We start from the raw sequence: 18,438 nt of genomic DNA, 5'->3' as shown, positions 1-18,438 counted from the left end.
TTACTTAACCTACAACGCACCAAATTCCCAAAAAGTATGTCATCGGGATTTCTTATTGAGCCGCCTTGGCGCTTTCCTTGGCCTTGGCATAAAACCCTTTGTAGTCAGGTCTCAATTTGATGTTGATGCCTTCCTTGAAGTTTCCGTCCTTGGCCACAATGCTGATACGTTCCGATGGAATCTCCAATACTCCGACCAGTTCTTTGGCCACTGCAGCAGCTTGGTCGTAGGTTGGACCAAATTCTCCGGTAATGTTCAGCCCTTCCACTTCAGTCTTGAAATTGGGGTTGCCCTTGATCACTTTGGCCACATTCGCCAACCATGCCTTGCCAGTTTCGGATAGTTCGGTTCCTGTATCCGAGCCAAAAAGATTGCTCAAACTACTCGAAATGGAAATAATGCCTTCACCAACGCCTACATTGGCATTTTCACCCAAAGTCTGCTTGATTCGGGTCAAGGATACAATAGCTGTGGAGTCGTTGGCAGATATCATATCGTTGATGCCACTCAACTGCTTTTCTTTGCGTGCCAAGGCTGCCATGGCCTTGTTCACGTTTTCGGAATTCTGTTTGGAAAGCTCTGAAAAATTGCCCAGGTTGCTCAAAAGGGTGGCATTGGCATCCCGTAAACTTGCATTCTCCGATTCCATGGATTCTGCCCGTGCATTGGCCGAGGAGATTTCGCGTTTGGCCTTGGCCAATTCTTGTTCCACTGAGGAAATTTTGCTCTTCAACGTATCGATCTCTGCAATCAGGTCACTTTTACGTTGGGCAAAAGCACTTACCGTAAACACCATCAAGAGTATAAGGGGTAGTTTATTTTTCATAAGTAGTAAAATAGGTTCATTAATCGTGGGGCTAAATTATAATGTTTTTTTCAAAGATAACCCGGATCATGAACGATCCGGGTTATTTTGACCTATTCAAACGTTCGATATGATTATTTGCTCCTTTCGAGATAATCCAAAGCCACTTCGCTCATGGCCTTAACTCCCAGCAATAATCCGCTGTCATCAATCTTAAAATCGGGTGTATGGTGTGGGAAATGCTCATCAGGTCCTGCATTTGGGTCTTTGCCTCCCAAAATAAAGAAGAATCCAGGTACTTTTTCCTGATAAAAGGAGAAATCCTCGGCTCCTGTGATGGCTTTGATCAAATGCACATTTTCGGCTCCAGCCATTTGTTGCAAGCTGGGCAATGAAGCTTCAGTAAGTGCAGGATCATTATACGTAATCGGCACGCCTTTGGCAATTTCCACAGTTGCTTCGGCCCTGTAGGCTTTGGCAATGTCCGCGGCCATTTCCTTCATACGGTCGTTCACCTGCTTTTGCATATCATAGTCCAAGGTTCTTATCGTCCCGATCAATTCCGCGCTTTCGGGAATGATGTTGTTCCGGACGCCTCCACTGATTTTGCCAACGGTGATCACGGCAGCTTCCTTGGTCAATTCCAACTCGCGGCTAACGATGGACTGGAAACCGTCCACGATTTTTGAGGCTACGTAAATGGGGTCGATACCGCCCCATGGTTGTGAACCATGCGATTGTTTTCCTTTAATGTTCACCACAAAGCGTTGCGCAGCGGCCAAGGCACCACCGGGTTTGTATGCGATATGTCCCACAGGTAAATAGGAACCGATGTGCAGTCCGTAAATGGCATCTACCTTTGGGTTGTCCAAAACGCCTTCTTTCACCATCAATTCGGCCCCGCCTTGTTCCCCTGGAGGCGCTCCCTCTTCAGCAGGTTGGAAAATAAATTTTACCGTACCGTGGATTTTATCCGTGTTCTTGGCAAGTACCTCGGCAACTCCCATCAAAATGGCGATGTGTGTATCGTGGCCACAGGCGTGCATTATACCCACTTCCTGGCCTAAATATTCGGAGGTTACATTCGATTTGAAAGGGAGGTCATTACGCTCGGTAACAGGCAATGCATCGATATCTGCACGTAGTGCCACCACTTTTCCGGGATGTTTTCCTTTCAATAGGCCAACAACGCCCGTGTGGGCCACTCCCGTTTGGACTTCAATGCCCAAGGATTTGAGGTGTTTGGCAATTTTCTCAGCCGTCTTGAACTCGCGGTTGCTCAGTTCAGGGCTTTGGTGTATGTCGCGTCGCCACTCGATCACTTTCGATTCAACGGCATTGATATCCTTTTCCAACCCATGTTCTTGGGCGTGCAACGATAGACTTGCTGTGAAAACGGCAAGTGCAAGAATGTTCTTCATCATATTGGTTTACAGTTTTATAGGACGGTATCCTTGGTTTTGCAATTGTATATTGGCTGTCATTGCGGAAAGGGCAATTTTAACCCCGGGAATCAAATCTTCCTTGGGAAAATTGCGGGCCATGGACGATTGTCCACAGTAAATAACCTCCACCCCGGCATCCAATAAGGCTTGGATAAGCCCCAAATTCGGATTGGGCATCCCAAACCGTTTTTGGTAGGCCTCATCTGTGGTAATGTCCTTGGAAGCGACATTGTGCACGATCAAAGCAGCTTTCAGTTGTTCAACGGGGATGCCACTTTGGGCATGCAGATTTAGGAAACGAGCGGCCGTCTCCAATTTCTTATTGATTTCCGTATGCGATTCCGGAGAGTCCATAACATCGAACACTACCTTGAACTCTTGGGAGGTATCGGTTTTAAAATCAGGGTTTTCAATTTTAAAGACAGGTCCATACTCTTCAATGACCGGTCCGGCACTTTTTTCTTGGGAAAAACCTAAAAATCCAATAAAAAATAAAAGGAATAGGGGGAAATGGTGAATTTTCATCAGCAAATTTGTTGAGGCCCTAAATATATTTAAAATCGAATTGATATCCGAAACAACTGTTTATAAAAATTGACAGTATCATTTTAGCGGATTGGCAATATTGGCTAATTTCACCCCTACTTTAAAAAAACCGACGGTTTGGGTACTTTTTTGGATGAATTGAACGATGCGCAGCGAGCGCCGGTTTTGCACAAAGATGGTCCTTTGATGGTCATTGCGGGTGCGGGTTCGGGCAAGACCCGGGTGTTAACCTTTCGTATCGCCCACTTGATGGAACAAGGGGTGGACGCCTTTAACATATTGGCCCTGACCTTTACCAACAAAGCGGCACGCGAAATGAAGAAACGGATTGCCTCCATTGTGGGCAATTCCGAGGCCAAGAACCTGTGGATGGGAACCTTTCACTCGGTTTTCGCCAAATTGTTGCGCATTGATGGGCATCGATTGGGTTTCCCCAGCAATTTTACCATTTACGATACCCAGGATTCACAGCGGTTGATTGCGTCCATCATCAAGGAGATGGGGTTGGATAAGGACATTTACAAATACAAGCAGATCCAGAACCGCATCTCTTCCTATAAAAACAGTCTGATCACGGTAAAAGCCTATTTTCAAAATCCTGAACTCGTGGAGGCCGATGCCATGGCCAAACGGCCCAGGATGGGGGATATCTACCAAAATTATGTGGACCGCTGCTTTAAAGCAGGAGCCATGGATTTTGATGATTTGCTGCTAAGAACCAATGAACTCCTTACCCGATTTCCCGATGTACTGGCGAAGTACCAAGATCGGTTCCGTTATATTTTGGTGGATGAGTACCAGGATACGAACCATTCACAATATTTGATTGTGAAGGCCCTTTCCGATCGCTACCAGAACATTTGTGTGGTGGGGGACGATGCCCAGAGTATCTATTCCTTCCGGGGTGCCAACATCAGCAACATCCTCAATTTTCAAAGGGATTATGACGAGGTGGCCGTGTATCGATTGGAACAGAATTACCGTTCCACCAAAAACATCGTTAATGCTGCCAATTCCATTATTGCCAACAATAAAAACCAATTGGAGAAGAACGTTTGGACCTCCAACGACGATGGTGGACGCATCATCATTCACCGTAGCGTAACCGATGCCGAGGAAGGACGTTATGTGGCAGGTTCCATTTTCGAAAACAAAATGCAGCACCAATTGCAAAATGGTGACTTTGCTGTTTTGTACCGTACCAACTCCCAATCGAGGGCGATAGAGGACGCACTTAGAAAACGGGATATTCCCTATCGTATTTATGGCGGACTGTCTTTCTATCAACGAAAGGAAATCAAGGATGTATTGGCCTACCTGCGGTTGGTGATCAATCCGAAAGATGAGGAGGCGCTAAAACGGGTGATCAATTTTCCGGCACGGGGTATTGGACAAAGTACCATTGATAAACTGATCGTGGCGGCCAACCATTATGGCCGATCCATCTTTGAAGTCATGGAGCATTTGGACAAACTGGACCTGAAGATCAATTCGGGAACCAAACGCAAATTGGAAGACTTTGTCACCATGATCAAAAGTTTCCAGATCATGAACGAAGGTTCCGATGCCTTCACCTTGTCCGAACATGTGGCCAAAAAGACCGGCTTGTTGTTGGAATTCAAAAAGGATGGCACGCCGGAGGGAATTGCCCGAATGGAAAACATTGAGGAACTTTTGAACGGGATCAAGGACTTTGTGGAGGGACAAAAGGAATTGGCCGATGCCACGGGAAGCCTTACCGAGTTTTTGGAAGATGTGGCCTTGGCCACCGATATGGACAAGGATGTGGGTGATGATGACCGTGTGGCCCTGATGACGATACACTTGGCCAAGGGATTGGAGTTTCCATACGTGTATGTTGTGGGGATGGAAGAAGACCTGTTTCCTTCAGCCATGAGCATGAATACCCGTAGTGAGTTGGAAGAGGAGCGAAGGTTATTTTATGTGGCCTTGACACGGGCCGAAAAACAAGCCTACCTTACCTATACCCAAAACCGATATCGGTGGGGCAAATTGATTGATGCGGAACCTAGCCGATTTTTGGAGGAGATCGATGAGCAATACGTGGAAAACCTCACCCCGGTAAATGATGGCTATCGGTACAAGTCCATGATCAATGCCGATATTTTTGGCGAAGTGGACAAGAGTAAACTCCGTCAGGTAAAACCAATGAATGGCACACCGCCCAGTGTGCAGCGCCCCAACGAAAACCAATTGCGCAAGCTACGCAAACTAAAACCCGACCTGTCCATGCCCGTTTCCAGCACGAGCGCCACGGATACGGATTTGGAAATTGGTGCCTTGGTGAACCATACCCGTTTTGGACGTGGTAAAGTGATCAATATTGAAGGCGTGGGCAACGATAAGAAGGCCGAAATCAATTTTGATCAGGGGGGTATTAAAAAACTGCTGCTTCGCTTTGCAAAATTGGAAGTTTTGGATCAAAACTGAGATTCCCATTAAGTCCATGGTGTATCAAGTTTCTTTTTGGGAACATGGTAAAATGGGTCACGGTCGTGCCAGTGCTGGACAAAATTGTTTAAATTCAGCACTATTTCGAACCATTTTCGACCAAACCGACCAAATCCATGAAAAAACATTTTACCCATCCCTTTTTTTTATCCGTTGCGTTACTCGTAATCCTACTTTTTGGTATTGCAGGCTTTTATTTTGAATTGGGGTACCCCGCTTGGCTAACTATGATTGTTGGCATTCTTTTGGGTGCCATTACAGTTTTCCTGTTGCAATTGCTGGCAATATTTTTATGGCCGTGGTTCAAACGGATTCCGGCAAAGATTGTAACAAGTTTGATAGTTGGTTTTGTTGCGCTCCTGTTGCTCCGCACGATAGCATTCGGATGGCCGTCCGTCTTGTTTTATGCACTAGCTTCCTTTGGGTTTATTTGTTGTTTGTTTTTGCTTTTTGGCATCTGGAAGATGACTAAAGATAATGAACGAAAACAGGGGTTGATGTTTTTGGCCGTTGCTTTGGTTTTGGCAGTTTTGGGCTATGTTGGATTTTCTTCCCTGGACGGCGACCCGTATACCAAAGACGGAGAGGTTTCCAATTCTTCAAACACCACAACCCTTGCTGCTTTTGGCGTTGAAGACCCAACCGTAGAAGGACCTTTTAAGGTAGATACGTTCACTTATGGCAGTGGTACCGATAAAAAACGTCCCGAATATGCGTCTGGAGTGAAAATAAAAACCCCGACCGTGGATGCTTCACTGTTGTTACCGGATTGGAAAGGTAAAAAGAAAAAATGGCGTGAAAAGTTTTGGGGTTTTGGGGTATCCAATTTTCCTTTGAACGGCCGGGTATATATGCCGCAAGGTGAAGGGCCCTTTCCGCTGGTGCTGATTGTGCATGGCAACCATAGTATGATCGATTATTCGGATGATGGGTATGGCTATTTAGGCACCCTTTTGGCAAGTCGCGGTAACATTGTGGTCTCTGTGGATGAAAATTTCATCAATGCCCATTGGTCCGGCGATTTCAGGGGGAGGGAAATGCCCACCAGAGGCTGGTTGCTGCTCAAACATTTGGAACAGTGGAAACGTTGGAATACTGGTGAGGAAGTGTCCTTGAACGGAAAGGTGGATATGGACAACATTATTTTGATAGGACATTCCAGGGGAGGTGAAGCTGTTTCCATTGCGGCAGCTTTCAATCAATTGGACCGTTTTCCGGATAATGCCAACGAAGTCTTCGACTTTAATTTCGGAATCAAGGGTATTGTAACCATTGCGCCCACTGATTATCGGTATGATCGACAAATGCACCTTAAAAACATCAATTATTTGTCGTTGCAAGGGTCTTACGATTCCGATGAGACCAGTTTTTGGGGGATGCGGCCCTATCATCGGTTGACCTTTTCAAAGGATTTCAAAGGATTTAAGGCCGGTTTGTATATCGACCATGCCAATCATGGCCAATTCAATTCCACATGGGGCAGGGCCGATTTTGGACCACCCATGTCCTGGTTGCTTAATTTGGAACCGTTGATGACCGGGGAGGAGCAAAGGAAGGTGGCGCAGGTTTACATCAGTGCTTTTGTTGATAGGGTCTTTAAGGGGAAAAAAGTCTATAAGCCTATGTTTCAAAATGCCGAAATGGTTGCGGATTGGTTGCCCAAAGAGAGGTATTTAAGTCAGTATGAGGACAACGCTAAATCAATTTTGCTCGACTTTGAGGAAGATATCGATGTGGTTTCAGGGTCTTCCGGAATACAGGTAATGGCTGAAAATCTAAAAGTTTGGCGTGAAACCGAACTAAGTGCACGCGATGGTGGTAGCCAGGAAAACAATGCCGTGGTATTGGGTTGGGCCTATGACCAAAAACACAAATTGGATTCTCTTCCTACATATACCATTGCACTACCGGATTCCCTTAAAAACTGGTCCCTTTCGGATTCACTGGTATTCTCGATGGCTATGGGAGATCCAAAGGAATTAAAACTGAAGAATAAGAAATCCAAGGCTCCCAAGGATGTAGATACCCGTTTTGATTTTAGTATGGTGGTAAAGGATAGCTTGGGAAATACATCGTCGGTTGCCATTTCTGAAACCAACGTATTATCAGAGCCCATTCGGTCCAAGTTTACCAAGTTTAAGTTTTTGGACAAACAGATGATGGGCAAGAATGAGGAAGTGCAATTGAGGAACTATTACATTCCCATGTCTCGTTTTAAATCAAATGTCGACAGTTTGAACTTAAGCAAAATCCAACAATTGGAACTGGTTTTTGATAAAGATTCCATTGGCGTGATCATTTTGGATGATTTGGGGTTGAATAGGCGGTAGGCTCATCATATGTTTTGGCATTGTTGATCTTAGTTTTAAGGCTCAGCAACAGTTTCCACTTTTTTCAAAGACTATACGGCCTTTCTTTCCTACTTTTACATAGACAAGCAAATAATTTTTGTAAATGGCGGAATTGATAAAGTTGTATGAGGAGAATCCCAATCCAAAGCAAGTCGAAAAAGTAGTGGACGTGCTTCGGAAGGGTGGCCTTGTAATATACCCGACCGATACGGTGTACGGACTTGGGTGCGACATTACCAATTCCAAGGCTTTGCAAAAACTGGCCCGGATAAAGGGCATAAAATTGGAAAAGGCGAATTGGTCCTTTATTTGCGCCGATTTGAGTAATCTATCGGACTATGTACGGCAAATTGACTCTTCTACGTTCAAAATTTTAAAGCGTTGTCTGCCGGGCCCCTATACCTTTATTTTGCCGGGGAACAACAACTTACCAAAGGATTTCAAAAAGAAGAAAACGGTGGGTATCAGAGTGCCCGATAACAACATAGCAAGGGCATTGGTCGCCGGATTGGGAAACCCGATTGTGTCCACTTCCATTCGGGACGAGGATGATATTTTGGAGTATACCACGGATCCTGAGCTTATCCATGAGAAGTGGGATAATTTGGTCGATGTGGTCATCGATGGTGGTTATGGGGACAATGTGGCTTCCACGGTGATTGACCTTTCTTCCGGAGTACCAGAAGTTGTTCGGGAAGGTAAGGGCAATTTGGATATTTTATAAATAAAAAAAGCGGCCGATAGGCCGCTTTTCATTTCATTGTTTTTCTGCTTATTTACCAGTTCCTCCAATGGCAGAATCTTTCATCCCCTCTTCGATCATGTTATAGAACTGATCAATTTTTGGAAGTACTACGATACGGGTCCTTCTGTTTTTGGCCCTGTTGGCAGAGGTGTCGTTGTTCACCAATGGAATGTAGTAGCTACGTCCGGCAGCTGTCATTCTAGCTGGGTCAACACCAAAATCGTTTTGAAGGATACGAACAACGGATGTGGCACGTTTTGCACTCAAATCCCAGTTGTCCAACAAAACTCCGCTTCGGTAAGGTACGTTGTCTGTGTGACCTTCCACCATAAATTCAAAGTCTGGTTTGTTGTTAACAACCTTGGCCACTTTGCCCAATACTTCTTTGGCAGCATTGGTTACGGTGTAACTTCCGCTTCTGAACAACAATTTGTCGGAGATGGATACGAATACCACGCCTTTTTCAACGCTTACTTCGATATCCTCGTCGTCCAAGTTGCCCAATACACCTTTCAAGCTTTGTACCAAAGCAAGGTTTACGGAGTCTCTACGGGTAACGGCATCTTGCAATTTTCTGATGGTCAAATCTTTTTCACGAAGACTTTCCAAAGATTTTTCAAGGTTTTCTGCACCTTTGGTAGTTAGAGTGGTCAAGTTACCCATGTTGTTGATGAGCTCTTGGTTGTTGGCCTTCAAAAAGGCGTTTTGATCTTCAAGTGTTTTCAATCTTGCGTCTGCAGTGGCCTTATCTTCCAAACAGTCGTTCAGTTTTACGGTTGCAGAGTTCAATAAGTCTTGGGTTTCTTTTTGCTTGGCCTCAAGTTCTGCATATTTCTTTTGGGATACGCAAGAAGATAGAAGAACTGTCATTGCCAGTGTTCCTAGAAAAATTTTTTTCATAGTTCAAAGTATAATTTAAGGATTGTTAGATATCAATTGTTAAAAAACTACACCAAAATTATAGAAAAAGCAAGGCTTCCTTATTTCGGCATCGTTAATCTTTTACTAAAATGTTAAAATTCTTTATATGATGTACGAAGTAAGACCACACTATGGATGTCACAGGGTAGTACTTTAATATAAAATTAGCTTTTTCGCGCTTTTTGTACATTTTTCCAAAATGGGCATAAAAGCTAAAATGGGCCTTTAGGATGGCCCAACAATGGTCCAATTTAAGTTGGAAAATGAATCGTGCAGCTGCAATAGCATCCAATAATAGGCGTAATAGGATGATTGGAAAAGCTTTTTTACGGGGTAAGTTTTTGGTGATGGAATACAGAGAGTTCCTAAAGTTGAGATAGGTTTTTTTTGGGTTCATGTTGGATAAGGTTGACCCTCCCAAATGGTATACCGAACTCAACCCCACATAATACACTTTATGACCTGCATTTTTGGCCCGCCAACATAGGTCGATTTCCTCTTGATGGGCAAAGTAGTCCTCATCAAAACCATGGAGTTGCCAAAACACCTCCGGTTTAATGAACATACATGCCCCGGTTGCCCAGAACACTTCCTTGATATCATCGTACTGGCCTTCATCTTTTTCAATGGACTGAAAAATCCGGCCTCTACAAAATGGATACCCCAACATGTCAATAAATCCACCGGCGGCACCGGCATATTCAAAATGGTCCTTTTGTTTTAGGTCCAGTATTTTAGGCTGGATGATAGCAGCTTCCGGGAATTTTTCGAATGTTTCCTTGATGGGTTCCAGCCAATTGGGTGTTACTTCAACATCTGAATTCAACAAGCAGTATATATCGGCCTCAATGGATTTCAACCCATCATTGTATCCTTTGGCAAACCCTCCATTGGAATCGTTTTGTACTATGCCAATTGTTGGATAGTGCTCTTGTAAAAAAGCGATGGAACCATCGGTGCTGGCATTGTCCACCACATGGATTTCGGCACCTTTGGAATGCTCCATGACCGAGGGAAGAAACCTTTCGAGCAAGGCTTCCCCGTTCCAATTGAGTATGACGACGGCAATTTTCAAAACGGGAGCAAATTAACGGCTAAAATCAGGAATTTCCGCTAAAAACCGATATTTTTCATTGATGTGATCCGTTTCACAATAGTAATGGTCCAAACCATTGGTCACCATGAGGTATTTTGCGTTCAATTGATAATTGTAGCGTGCAATTTGGTCAAAAGTGGTTTGATCGATGCGGATATCCGGAGCCTTGCATTCCACCAACAGGTAAATGGACCCATCAGGATTGAAAACCACAATGTCATACCGTTTTTTCAATTGGTTGACCGTCAACTGTTTCTCCACATTGACAAGGCTTTTTGGATAATTCTTCGTAAAAATCAGAAAATGGAGCACATGTTGGCGAACCCATTCCTCTGGTTGCAGTACCACAAATTTTTTACGTATGCCGTCAAAGATGTACTGCCTATTTTGGCTATTTTTGATTCGAAACGCATACTTGGGGAAGTTCAACGACTGCATGGAACAAATTTGATGATTTTTTTTTGGAATGGACAAGGTTAAGGAGATTGTATCGGAAATAAACAGTGGTAGGCCCAAACCCATATATTTTTTAATGGGTGAGGAGCCTTATTATATTGATAAGATTTCCCAATACATTGCCGAAAATGTGCTTTCTGAGGAAGAAAAGGGATTCAATCAAATGGTGTTGTATGGTAAGGACACCTCTGTTGATGAAGTGGTTGCCAACGCCAAGCGGTTTCCCATGATGGCCGATTACCAGGTGGTGATTGTTAAGGAGGCCCAACATCTTTCAAGAACCATAGAGAGTTTAGTTTCCTATGCCGAAAACCCACAACCAACCACCATTTTGGTGATTTGTTTTAAATACAAAAAGCTCGATAAACGTAAGAAGCTTTACAAGGCCGTACAGAAGAGCGGAGTGCTTTTTGAGAGCAATAAGTTGTATGAAAATCAGGTTTCCGATTGGATACGACGCGCCATGGCGGGCAAGGGCTATTCGATTTCACCAAAATCCTGCATTATGTTGGTCGAATTCTTGGGAACCGATCTGAGCAAAATCAACAATGAACTGGATAAATTGACCTTGGTGGTGTCCACAGAAACGGAGATTACTCCAGAGTTGATCGAGGAACATATTGGTATCAGCAAGGATTTCAACAATTTTGAGCTGAAAAAGGCCATCGGGGAAAGGGATGTTAAAAAGGCATCGAGGATCATCGATTATTTTGCACAGAATCCCAAGGACAATCCATTTGTGGTCACCGTGACCTTGTTGAGCACATTTTTCGCACAACTGTTGCAATACCATGGCCTTAATGATCACTCCCCAGGAAATGTGGCCAAGGTACTGGGCGTCAACCCCTATTTTGTCAAGGAATTTACGGTTGCTGCCAAAAACTATCCCATGAAACGAGTGAGTGGCATTATTTCCAGTCTCAGGGAACTGGACCTAAAAGGTAAAGGAGTAGGGGCCAGTAACATGGAACAGAGTGATCTGCTCAAGGAATTGTTGGCCGAAATCGTATGAACTATTTTTTGTCCACACTGTATTTACCGGGACCCAGCAACATGATAACTATAAATACCACTAAGTAAAGCAATGCTTTTTCCTTGGTGGCAAAAGGGTCGGCACCTTGAATCATAAAACCGGCAACAAACATAGTAATTGCTGTAGGAATGGCCGCCCATCGGGTTTTAAAGCCGATGATCATGAGTAGGGGACATATAAATTCACCAATAACGGCTAAAAACAAGGATGGAGCCTGACCGATGCCAAAAGGGTTGGCAAACTCGATATTTCCATTGATAAGGTTCATTAGTTTGGGGTAACCGTGGGTTAGCATGAAGGCTGAGGGTACAATTCTTAAAATAGCTAGTCCAAGGTGTATAAGTGTGTTGTTTTTCATTCACGGGGGATTTAGTTCTTGTGAAAGTAATAAATTATGATTCAAAAATTAGCATAATCTATCCTGAAAAACCGATTATTCGATGAGTGTACTTAAAAAAATCAGCGCAATTCAGGGTATGAACTGGGGTCCACTTCATGCATTATGGCGTACACTTTTTCGAAGATATCCTCTGCACTTGGTTTTGAAAAATAGTCTCCATCCGTTGCATAAGCGGGTCGATGCGCTTTGGCTGTCAACGTTTGTGGAGCGCTGTCCAAATATTGGTATCCACCTTGATTTTCAAGGATTTCCTGCATCAAATAAGCTGAGCATCCTCCAGGAACATCTTCGTCAATGATCAATAGTCTGTTCGTTTTTTGAAGACTTTTCACAACCTCGTGCTCCAAATCGAAGGGAAGCAGGGTCTGTGCATCGATGACTTCGGCATCAATACCAACTTCCAAAAGGTCTTGGGCCACTTTTTCCACAATGCGAAGGGTGGACCCGTAGGAAAGCAACGTAATATCGGTACCTTCTTTTAGTGTTTCCACTTTTCCAATGGGGGTACAGAACTCACCTATATTGGCGGGCTTGGGTTCCTTCAATCGATACCCGTTCAAGCTTTCAATAACCAATGCCGGTTCGTCACTTTTCATTAACGTGTTATAGAAACCAGCTGCCTGCGTCATGTTTCTTGGCGCCAAAATATAGAGCCCTCTCAGTAAATGGATAAGTCCTCCCATTGGGGATCCCGAATGCCAAATTCCCTCCAAACGGTGACCTCGTGTTCGCACAATCAACGGGGCTTTCTGTTTACCGACGGTTCGATACCTCAATGTGGCCAGGTCGTCACTCAAAGTTTGTAGGCCATACAGAATATAATCGAGATACTGGATTTCGGCAATGGGCCTAAGGCCACGAATCGCCATGCCAATGCCTTGCCCGATAATGGTGGCTTCCCTAATTCCTGTATCGGCAATACGAAGGGCACCATATTTCTTTTGAAGGCCCTCGAGTCCTTGGTTCACATCACCAATGTTTCCGGTGTCCTCACCAAAAATCAAGGCTTCGGGATATTTTTCAAAAAGCTTGTCAAAATTGTCACGAAGAATGATACGGCCATCAACTTCTTCACTATTGTCGGTATATGTCGGCACAATGGCCTTCACATTGGTTGCCTTTGTGGGCAGTTCATTGTAAAGGTGTGAACTGAAATGCGGTTCGTTGGTGTCCAAAAATTGTGTGACCCATTGCTGTAATTGGGTTTTTTCCGGTGAGGATTCTCCCAAAAGGTATCGCAATGCTGTCCTGGATTTGGATGCCAGGTCTTTTTTTAAAGGTTCCTCAATGGCAATCAAATCGTTTTTGAGTTTATTGATGAAGGTACGGTTTGGACTTTTTGTGGCTGCGTTGTCCAGAAGCTGTACGAGTTGCTTTTTCGCTTCTACAATAGGTTGTAAAAACTCGGACCATGCCTCTTTTTTGGCAGAGCGCACCTTTTGTTTGATCTCCCGTTCCAATTTTTTCAAATCCTCCTCGGTACTGATGCCGTTCTCGAGAATCCACTCCCTAAATCGTTTGTTGCAATCGTTTTCACGTTCCCATTCCAAACGTTCCGCCGATTTATATCTTTCGTGGGAGCCTGAAGTGGAATGTCCTTGTGGTTGGGTGAGTTCGGTAACGTGTATTAAAACGGGAACATGTTCTTCACGGGCAATGTCCGAAGCATTTTCAAATACATGGATCAGAGCCGTATAATCCCAGCCATTCACTTTTAAGATTTCGAACCCATCATGTTCCTCGTCCCTTTGCAAGCCACTCAACGCTTCAGAAATATTGCCTTTGGTGGTATGGAACTTGGCCGGCACGGAAATGCCATAATCGTCATCCCAAACACAGATAACCATGGGAACCTGCATCACACCGGCAGCATTCAACGTTTCAAAAAAGTGACCTTCACTGGTACTGGCGTTGCCTATGGTACCCCATGCCACTTCATTTCCGTTATTGGAGAAATTCGATTGATCAATACCTTCAACGTTCCTATAGATTTTGGAAGCCTGTGCCAATCCCAACAACCGGGGCATTTGACCGGCAGTACACGATATATCCGCGCTGCTGTTCTTTTGTTCGGTCAGATTTTTCCATGTGCCATCCTCGTTTAGGCTATGGGTCACAAAATGTCCTCCCATTTGCCTTCCGGCACTCATGGGTTCCTTATCAAGGTCCGTAGTGGCATATAATCCATGGAAAAATTCCTTTGGACTCAAATAGCCAAGGGCCATCATAAAGGTCTGGTCGCGGTAATACCCACTCCGGAAATCCCCGTCCTGAAAAGCCCGTGCCATGGCCAACTGTGGTAATTCCTTACCATCACCAAAGATGCCGAATTTTGCTTTGCCAGATAGTACCTCACGTCGTCCCAAAAGACTACATTCCCTACTCGTAATCGCGATTTCGTAATCCTGAAGAATCTGGGATTTAAAATCATCAAAGGAAATGTCGTTACTGGTGCTCGGTTTGGGTTTCATAGGCTGTTGAAGATTTTCGCAAAATTACAAAATCACAACGATATTGGCAATAGTAACCCCTGTTAATAAAATGAACATCTGTTAATAAATTGTTGTATAAATCACCAATAAATCAATAAACAGCAATTTTGAAACATTGATTTTGAGGAATCAATAATTTTACAACCATTTTCGGGTGAACAATCCAATCAAGGTCTTTGGGCTTATGGTCACAATAAATCGGATTCGTTGGCCGTAATCGTCCTGACCAATTTCCCAACCCAAATTGGAATAGACAGGGAAGTACAATTCAAAATAATCCGTCACCAGATTTAACCGTATTCCCGAATCATATACAAAGCGTACATTCTGTCCCTTGCTCTTGATCATACCTAAATCGCCATAAGCCTCCACCCATCGCCAAATATTGGTGCTCGCATTGGTTGTGGCGATCCAGTCGTTGGCAAACGGATTTTCCAGTTTGGACTTGAAACCACCTTCTGCAATAATAATCTGCTGACTGTACAGGCCCGTACTTTCCGACCTTCCCAAATAGGCCAGGTCGAACATATAATCCGTCGGTCTGTCCAAGGCAAAACTGAAGAAATCGGATTGGGTGGTATTCCGCAAAAACTTACCGGCATAAAAACGAAGGTTCAATTGGCGATTGCTTTGAAAAAGCTTACGGTACTCCATTTCGAAGGCGATTTTGCTAAAATCACTGGAATGCTGCGCATCCAATGACCAGGACGAATAATTCAGGATATTATTGTCCACATCGGTAAACCGTACGTTCATTACGCCATAATCCGGTTCGGTGTCAATTTGACCATCCAACAAGGCATCCACATTCCGGAACACATTTCTATATCTAAAAAGAAGAAACTGCCTTCTGTTGGAAAGCAGGTCATTGGGTCGCCAAGCAAAGCTTACAGCTGGGGTGAGGGTAGAAAACCGGGAATTTTTCTGAAAATGCGACGTGGATCCCGTAAAGGAATAATTGGTCATATAAAGCCCCGTCTTTTTATGGTATTTTCGGTACCTTAAACTCACTTTTCCCACCATGGTCCGCTCCAAAAAGGAATAGGTGGGGGTTATATCGTATTGGAAAGGACGCTCCAGAAACGTCTTGTTATAAAGCCGCATGCCAGGGGTGATCCCATCATACAAATTGAAATTGGCTACGGGCACATAAAAGACCTGGTTGTAGTACGGATTTTCTGTGTCCTTGAAAAATTGGAACTTCAGTTTCTTATTGCTGGAAAAGAATCCGTTCAGGGTTTTCCAGTTGTCCCTTTGATTGAACTCTGGAATTTTTTGGTCATAATTCAACACCATACGATCTTCCGTGGTCCGGGGAACAGTTACGCTCTTAACACTGTCAATATCGGCGAACCAGTATTTGGAAACCACCGAATCTTTTTGGAGGCCAAATAGAGAAATGGGGACGTTCGTTCCTTGTTTGTTCTTGATTTCCAAGGTGATGGAGTCTTCCGTTTTTTCGATTTTTTTGATCTTGAAATCGATTTTTTTGTCAGTGGAGACATATTCGTCAAAAAACCAACTGATGTCCTTCTCTGCATGTTTTTCGAGGATTCCCCTAAAATCGGAAGCCCGCACATGGTCCTTAAGATTGTACGTCCTATAAAATTCCTGAATACCGTTGATTACCTCGTTATGCCCCAAAAAGGCCGACAAGTAGGACATACCCAAGCCTGCCTTGTAGCCATTGGCAATCTTTTCATTGAACTTAATCAAGGAATCGTTTCGGGTGGTCAAGGCCTGGTCGATGTTCTTTCTTACAGAAAGCATACTGAACAAAGTATATTGCTCATTGAAGTCCATTTGGGCAAAATGAAAGTTTTTTATGCCCCAAATCTGGGATAGCTTACCTGCCAACTTTTGGTCAGGATAGTGTTCATCCACATATTTAATCATCAAATAATAGCCAATGGCATCGTTCACCCATCGCTCTTTTCGTGGATCTATGAAGATGGTTTCCTTAAGAAAACTCCTGATGGCCGTTTTAAGGAATTTCATCTCAAATTGAAACTGTTCCTCGTACGGGCGAATGAAAGAGGGTAGTTGATTGATGCCGTACAGTGGCGATTTATTGTAATCGTACTCACTCACCAACAGATTTTCATGTGGGTACTTCCCTAAGTTCTCATTCAAAAATTCGGTAATCTTATTGATGGAAATGCCTTGGGATATCTCATCATATTTATTGGATTCAATATCTGTGGTCACCGTGAGGTTTGCTGTTATGTGCTTTGAGAACTTGTCTTCAACGGATAGAAGGATTTCACAATTTTTACGTTGTTCCCCAAATAAAATAACTTGTTGCGCACCCGGAAACCGAGCTATATTGGATTGTCGGTAATTCGTTGTCAGGAACAACCTTTCTGGAAATGTGAAGTTTATTCTGGTCTCCGTGATGTCAGTATAAAGATCATCCAGACTGATATTATCGTACAATTTCCATTCACCTTCATCGAACACTGCTGGGGTAAAATACCAATCCTTTAAATTATAACCTCCATTGGGCAGATGGCCATACGAGGTAAACTTTTCCATGGGGAGCTTTATGGTATAGGTAAAGAAGAGATCAATGGACTCCCCGGGCTTTAAAATTTCATTCAATTGAACGAATATAATATCCCTGTTGCCCAGTCGGTTCCATTCCAGCCCGGCATATTTGTCATCCACAATGGTAATGATGGTGGTAAAGCCCCTTTCGCGATCTTTTGCCAAGTGCAATCCCCGATTGAACTCTTCGGCAAAGCGTTTGGCCAATGCTGTATTCTTATTGGAATAGGCATGGTTCCAATCGTTGAAGAACAAGGTGGATTGGCCCTTGTCCGAGTGGTTCACATAAGTGAAATGTTGACGAATCCGAATTTGTTTGGTAGCACCGTCAAGGGTAGCCACTATCTCATTCTTATGCTGCGCCCAGAGGGTGTTGCCCAGCAAAAAAAGCAAGATAGGGAACCTGTAAAGCAAACGATGGCTCATCAACGTTCGGTATTTTAAAAGTTGGGGCTGAGGGTACGACCTTTGTAAAACGCGTCGATGATTTCGACAACTTCGTCCTCGGTATCGACAATTTTAATAAGATCAAGATCTTTGGCGCTGATATTTCCAGCTTCCAACATGGTATTTCGAATCCAATCGATCAGGCCTTTCCAAAATTCCGTGCCCACCAAGATAATTGGGAAGGTATGTATTTTGTGTGTCTGGATCAAGGTGATGGCCTCAAAAAGTTCATCCAAAGTGCCAAAACCGCCTGGCATGACCACAAAGCCTTGCGAATATTTCACAAACATGACTTTCCGTACGAAGAAATAATCAAAATCCAAGCTTTTATCATCGTCAATAAATGGATTGTCATGCTGTTCAAATGGAAGGTCTATGTTCAATCCGACTGAGATGCCCCCGGCCAAACTGGCGCCTTTGTTCCCCGCTTCCATGATTCCCGGTCCACCTCCTGTAATAATACCGTAGCCCGCTTCTGCTATCCTTTTGGAAATCTGTACGGCCAAATCATAGTAGGCATTGCCGGGTCGCACCCTTGCCGATCCAAAAATGGAAACGCAGGGCCCAATAACACTCATTTTTTCAAATCCATTGACAAACTCGCCCATTATTTTGAAAATGGCCCATGAATCGTTTGTCTTAATTTCATTCCAAGCTTTAGAATGTTGTTCTTTTCGCATGT

General features: G+C 43.9%; 14 protein-coding genes. 4 read left to right on the top strand and 10 right to left on the bottom strand.

Features of this window, described 5'->3' with window-relative positions:
* Positions 1 to 52: 52 nt before the first annotated feature.
* The 3 genes from EO131_RS07825 to EO131_RS07815 form a co-directional block, all read right to left on the bottom strand.
* Positions 53 to 826, bottom strand: a complete 774-nt coding sequence (locus EO131_RS07825; protein ID WP_127020592.1) for a coiled-coil domain-containing protein — start codon at positions 824 to 826, stop codon at positions 53 to 55.
* Positions 827 to 939: 113 nt separating this feature from the next.
* The gene (locus tag EO131_RS07820) at positions 940 to 2,226 is read right to left on the bottom strand and encodes an amidohydrolase (protein ID WP_127021385.1); all 1,287 of its coding nucleotides are present in this window, start codon (positions 2,224 to 2,226) and stop codon (positions 940 to 942) included.
* A 9-nt stretch (positions 2,227 to 2,235) separates the two neighbouring features.
* Positions 2,236 to 2,775 carry a DsrE family protein gene (locus EO131_RS07815; RefSeq protein ID WP_127020590.1) on the bottom strand — a complete coding sequence of 180 codons (540 nt, stop codon included), beginning with the start codon at positions 2,773 to 2,775 and terminating at the stop codon, positions 2,236 to 2,238.
* Positions 2,776 to 2,913: 138 nt separating this feature from the next.
* Here EO131_RS07815 and EO131_RS07810 point away from each other — a divergent pair, with 138 nt between their 5' ends.
* The 3 genes from EO131_RS07810 to EO131_RS07800 all read left to right on the top strand — a co-directional run bounded on the left by EO131_RS07810 (position 2,914) and on the right by EO131_RS07800 (position 8,343).
* Entirely contained in the window at positions 2,914 to 5,247 is a 2,334-nt protein-coding gene (locus EO131_RS07810; protein WP_127020588.1) for an ATP-dependent helicase, read from the top strand.
* 485 nt (positions 5,248 to 5,732) lie between these two features.
* Positions 5,733 to 7,598, top strand: coding sequence for an alpha/beta hydrolase (locus tag EO131_RS07805; protein WP_127020586.1), 1,866 nt, complete (start codon positions 5,733 to 5,735; stop codon positions 7,596 to 7,598).
* A gap of 124 nt (positions 7,599 to 7,722) precedes the next feature.
* The gene (locus tag EO131_RS07800) at positions 7,723 to 8,343 is read left to right on the top strand and encodes an L-threonylcarbamoyladenylate synthase (protein WP_127020584.1); all 621 of its coding nucleotides are present in this window, start codon (positions 7,723 to 7,725) and stop codon (positions 8,341 to 8,343) included.
* A gap of 48 nt (positions 8,344 to 8,391) precedes the next feature.
* Here EO131_RS07800 and EO131_RS07795 read toward each other — a convergent pair whose 3' ends face one another.
* The 3 genes from EO131_RS07795 to EO131_RS07785 all read right to left on the bottom strand — a co-directional run bounded on the left by EO131_RS07795 (position 8,392) and on the right by EO131_RS07785 (position 10,819).
* Entirely contained in the window at positions 8,392 to 9,264 is an 873-nt protein-coding gene (locus EO131_RS07795; protein ID WP_127020582.1) for an OmpA family protein, read from the bottom strand.
* 94 nt (positions 9,265 to 9,358) lie between these two features.
* Positions 9,359 to 10,360: a glycosyltransferase family 2 protein gene (locus EO131_RS07790; RefSeq protein WP_127020580.1), complete on the bottom strand. Its 1,002-nt coding sequence runs from the start codon at positions 10,358 to 10,360 to the stop codon at positions 9,359 to 9,361.
* 12 nt (positions 10,361 to 10,372) lie between these two features.
* Positions 10,373 to 10,819, bottom strand: coding sequence for a type I restriction enzyme HsdR N-terminal domain-containing protein (locus tag EO131_RS07785; protein WP_127020578.1), 447 nt, complete (start codon positions 10,817 to 10,819; stop codon positions 10,373 to 10,375).
* Positions 10,820 to 10,847: 28 nt separating this feature from the next.
* On the opposite strand from EO131_RS07785, the gene holA reads away from it, so the two are divergent.
* Positions 10,848 to 11,849, top strand: a complete 1,002-nt coding sequence (gene holA, locus EO131_RS07780; protein ID WP_127020576.1) for a DNA polymerase III subunit delta — start codon at positions 10,848 to 10,850, stop codon at positions 11,847 to 11,849.
* Position 11,850: 1 nt separating this feature from the next.
* Here the strand turns inward: holA and EO131_RS07775 are convergent, their stop codons facing one another.
* The 4 genes from EO131_RS07775 to EO131_RS07760 form a co-directional block, all read right to left on the bottom strand.
* Positions 11,851 to 12,228, bottom strand: coding sequence for a DoxX family protein (locus tag EO131_RS07775; protein WP_127020574.1), 378 nt, complete (start codon positions 12,226 to 12,228; stop codon positions 11,851 to 11,853).
* A gap of 101 nt (positions 12,229 to 12,329) precedes the next feature.
* Complete coding sequence (locus EO131_RS07770) at positions 12,330 to 14,741, bottom strand: alpha-ketoacid dehydrogenase subunit alpha/beta (protein ID WP_127020572.1); 2,412 nt, start codon at positions 14,739 to 14,741, stop codon at positions 12,330 to 12,332.
* 159 nt (positions 14,742 to 14,900) lie between these two features.
* Complete coding sequence (locus EO131_RS07765; RefSeq protein ID WP_127020570.1) at positions 14,901 to 17,735, bottom strand: gluzincin family metallopeptidase; 2,835 nt, start codon at positions 17,733 to 17,735, stop codon at positions 14,901 to 14,903.
* A 14-nt stretch (positions 17,736 to 17,749) separates the two neighbouring features.
* Complete coding sequence (locus tag EO131_RS07760; RefSeq protein WP_127020568.1) at positions 17,750 to 18,436, bottom strand: LOG family protein; 687 nt, start codon at positions 18,434 to 18,436, stop codon at positions 17,750 to 17,752.
* Positions 18,437 to 18,438 lie beyond the last annotated feature (2 nt).

Source organism: Flagellimonas beolgyonensis, from assembly GCF_003992615.1.
Lineage (GTDB): Bacteria > Bacteroidota > Bacteroidia > Flavobacteriales > Flavobacteriaceae > Flagellimonas > Flagellimonas beolgyonensis.
This window is presented reverse-complemented; position numbering and strand designations above follow the sequence as displayed.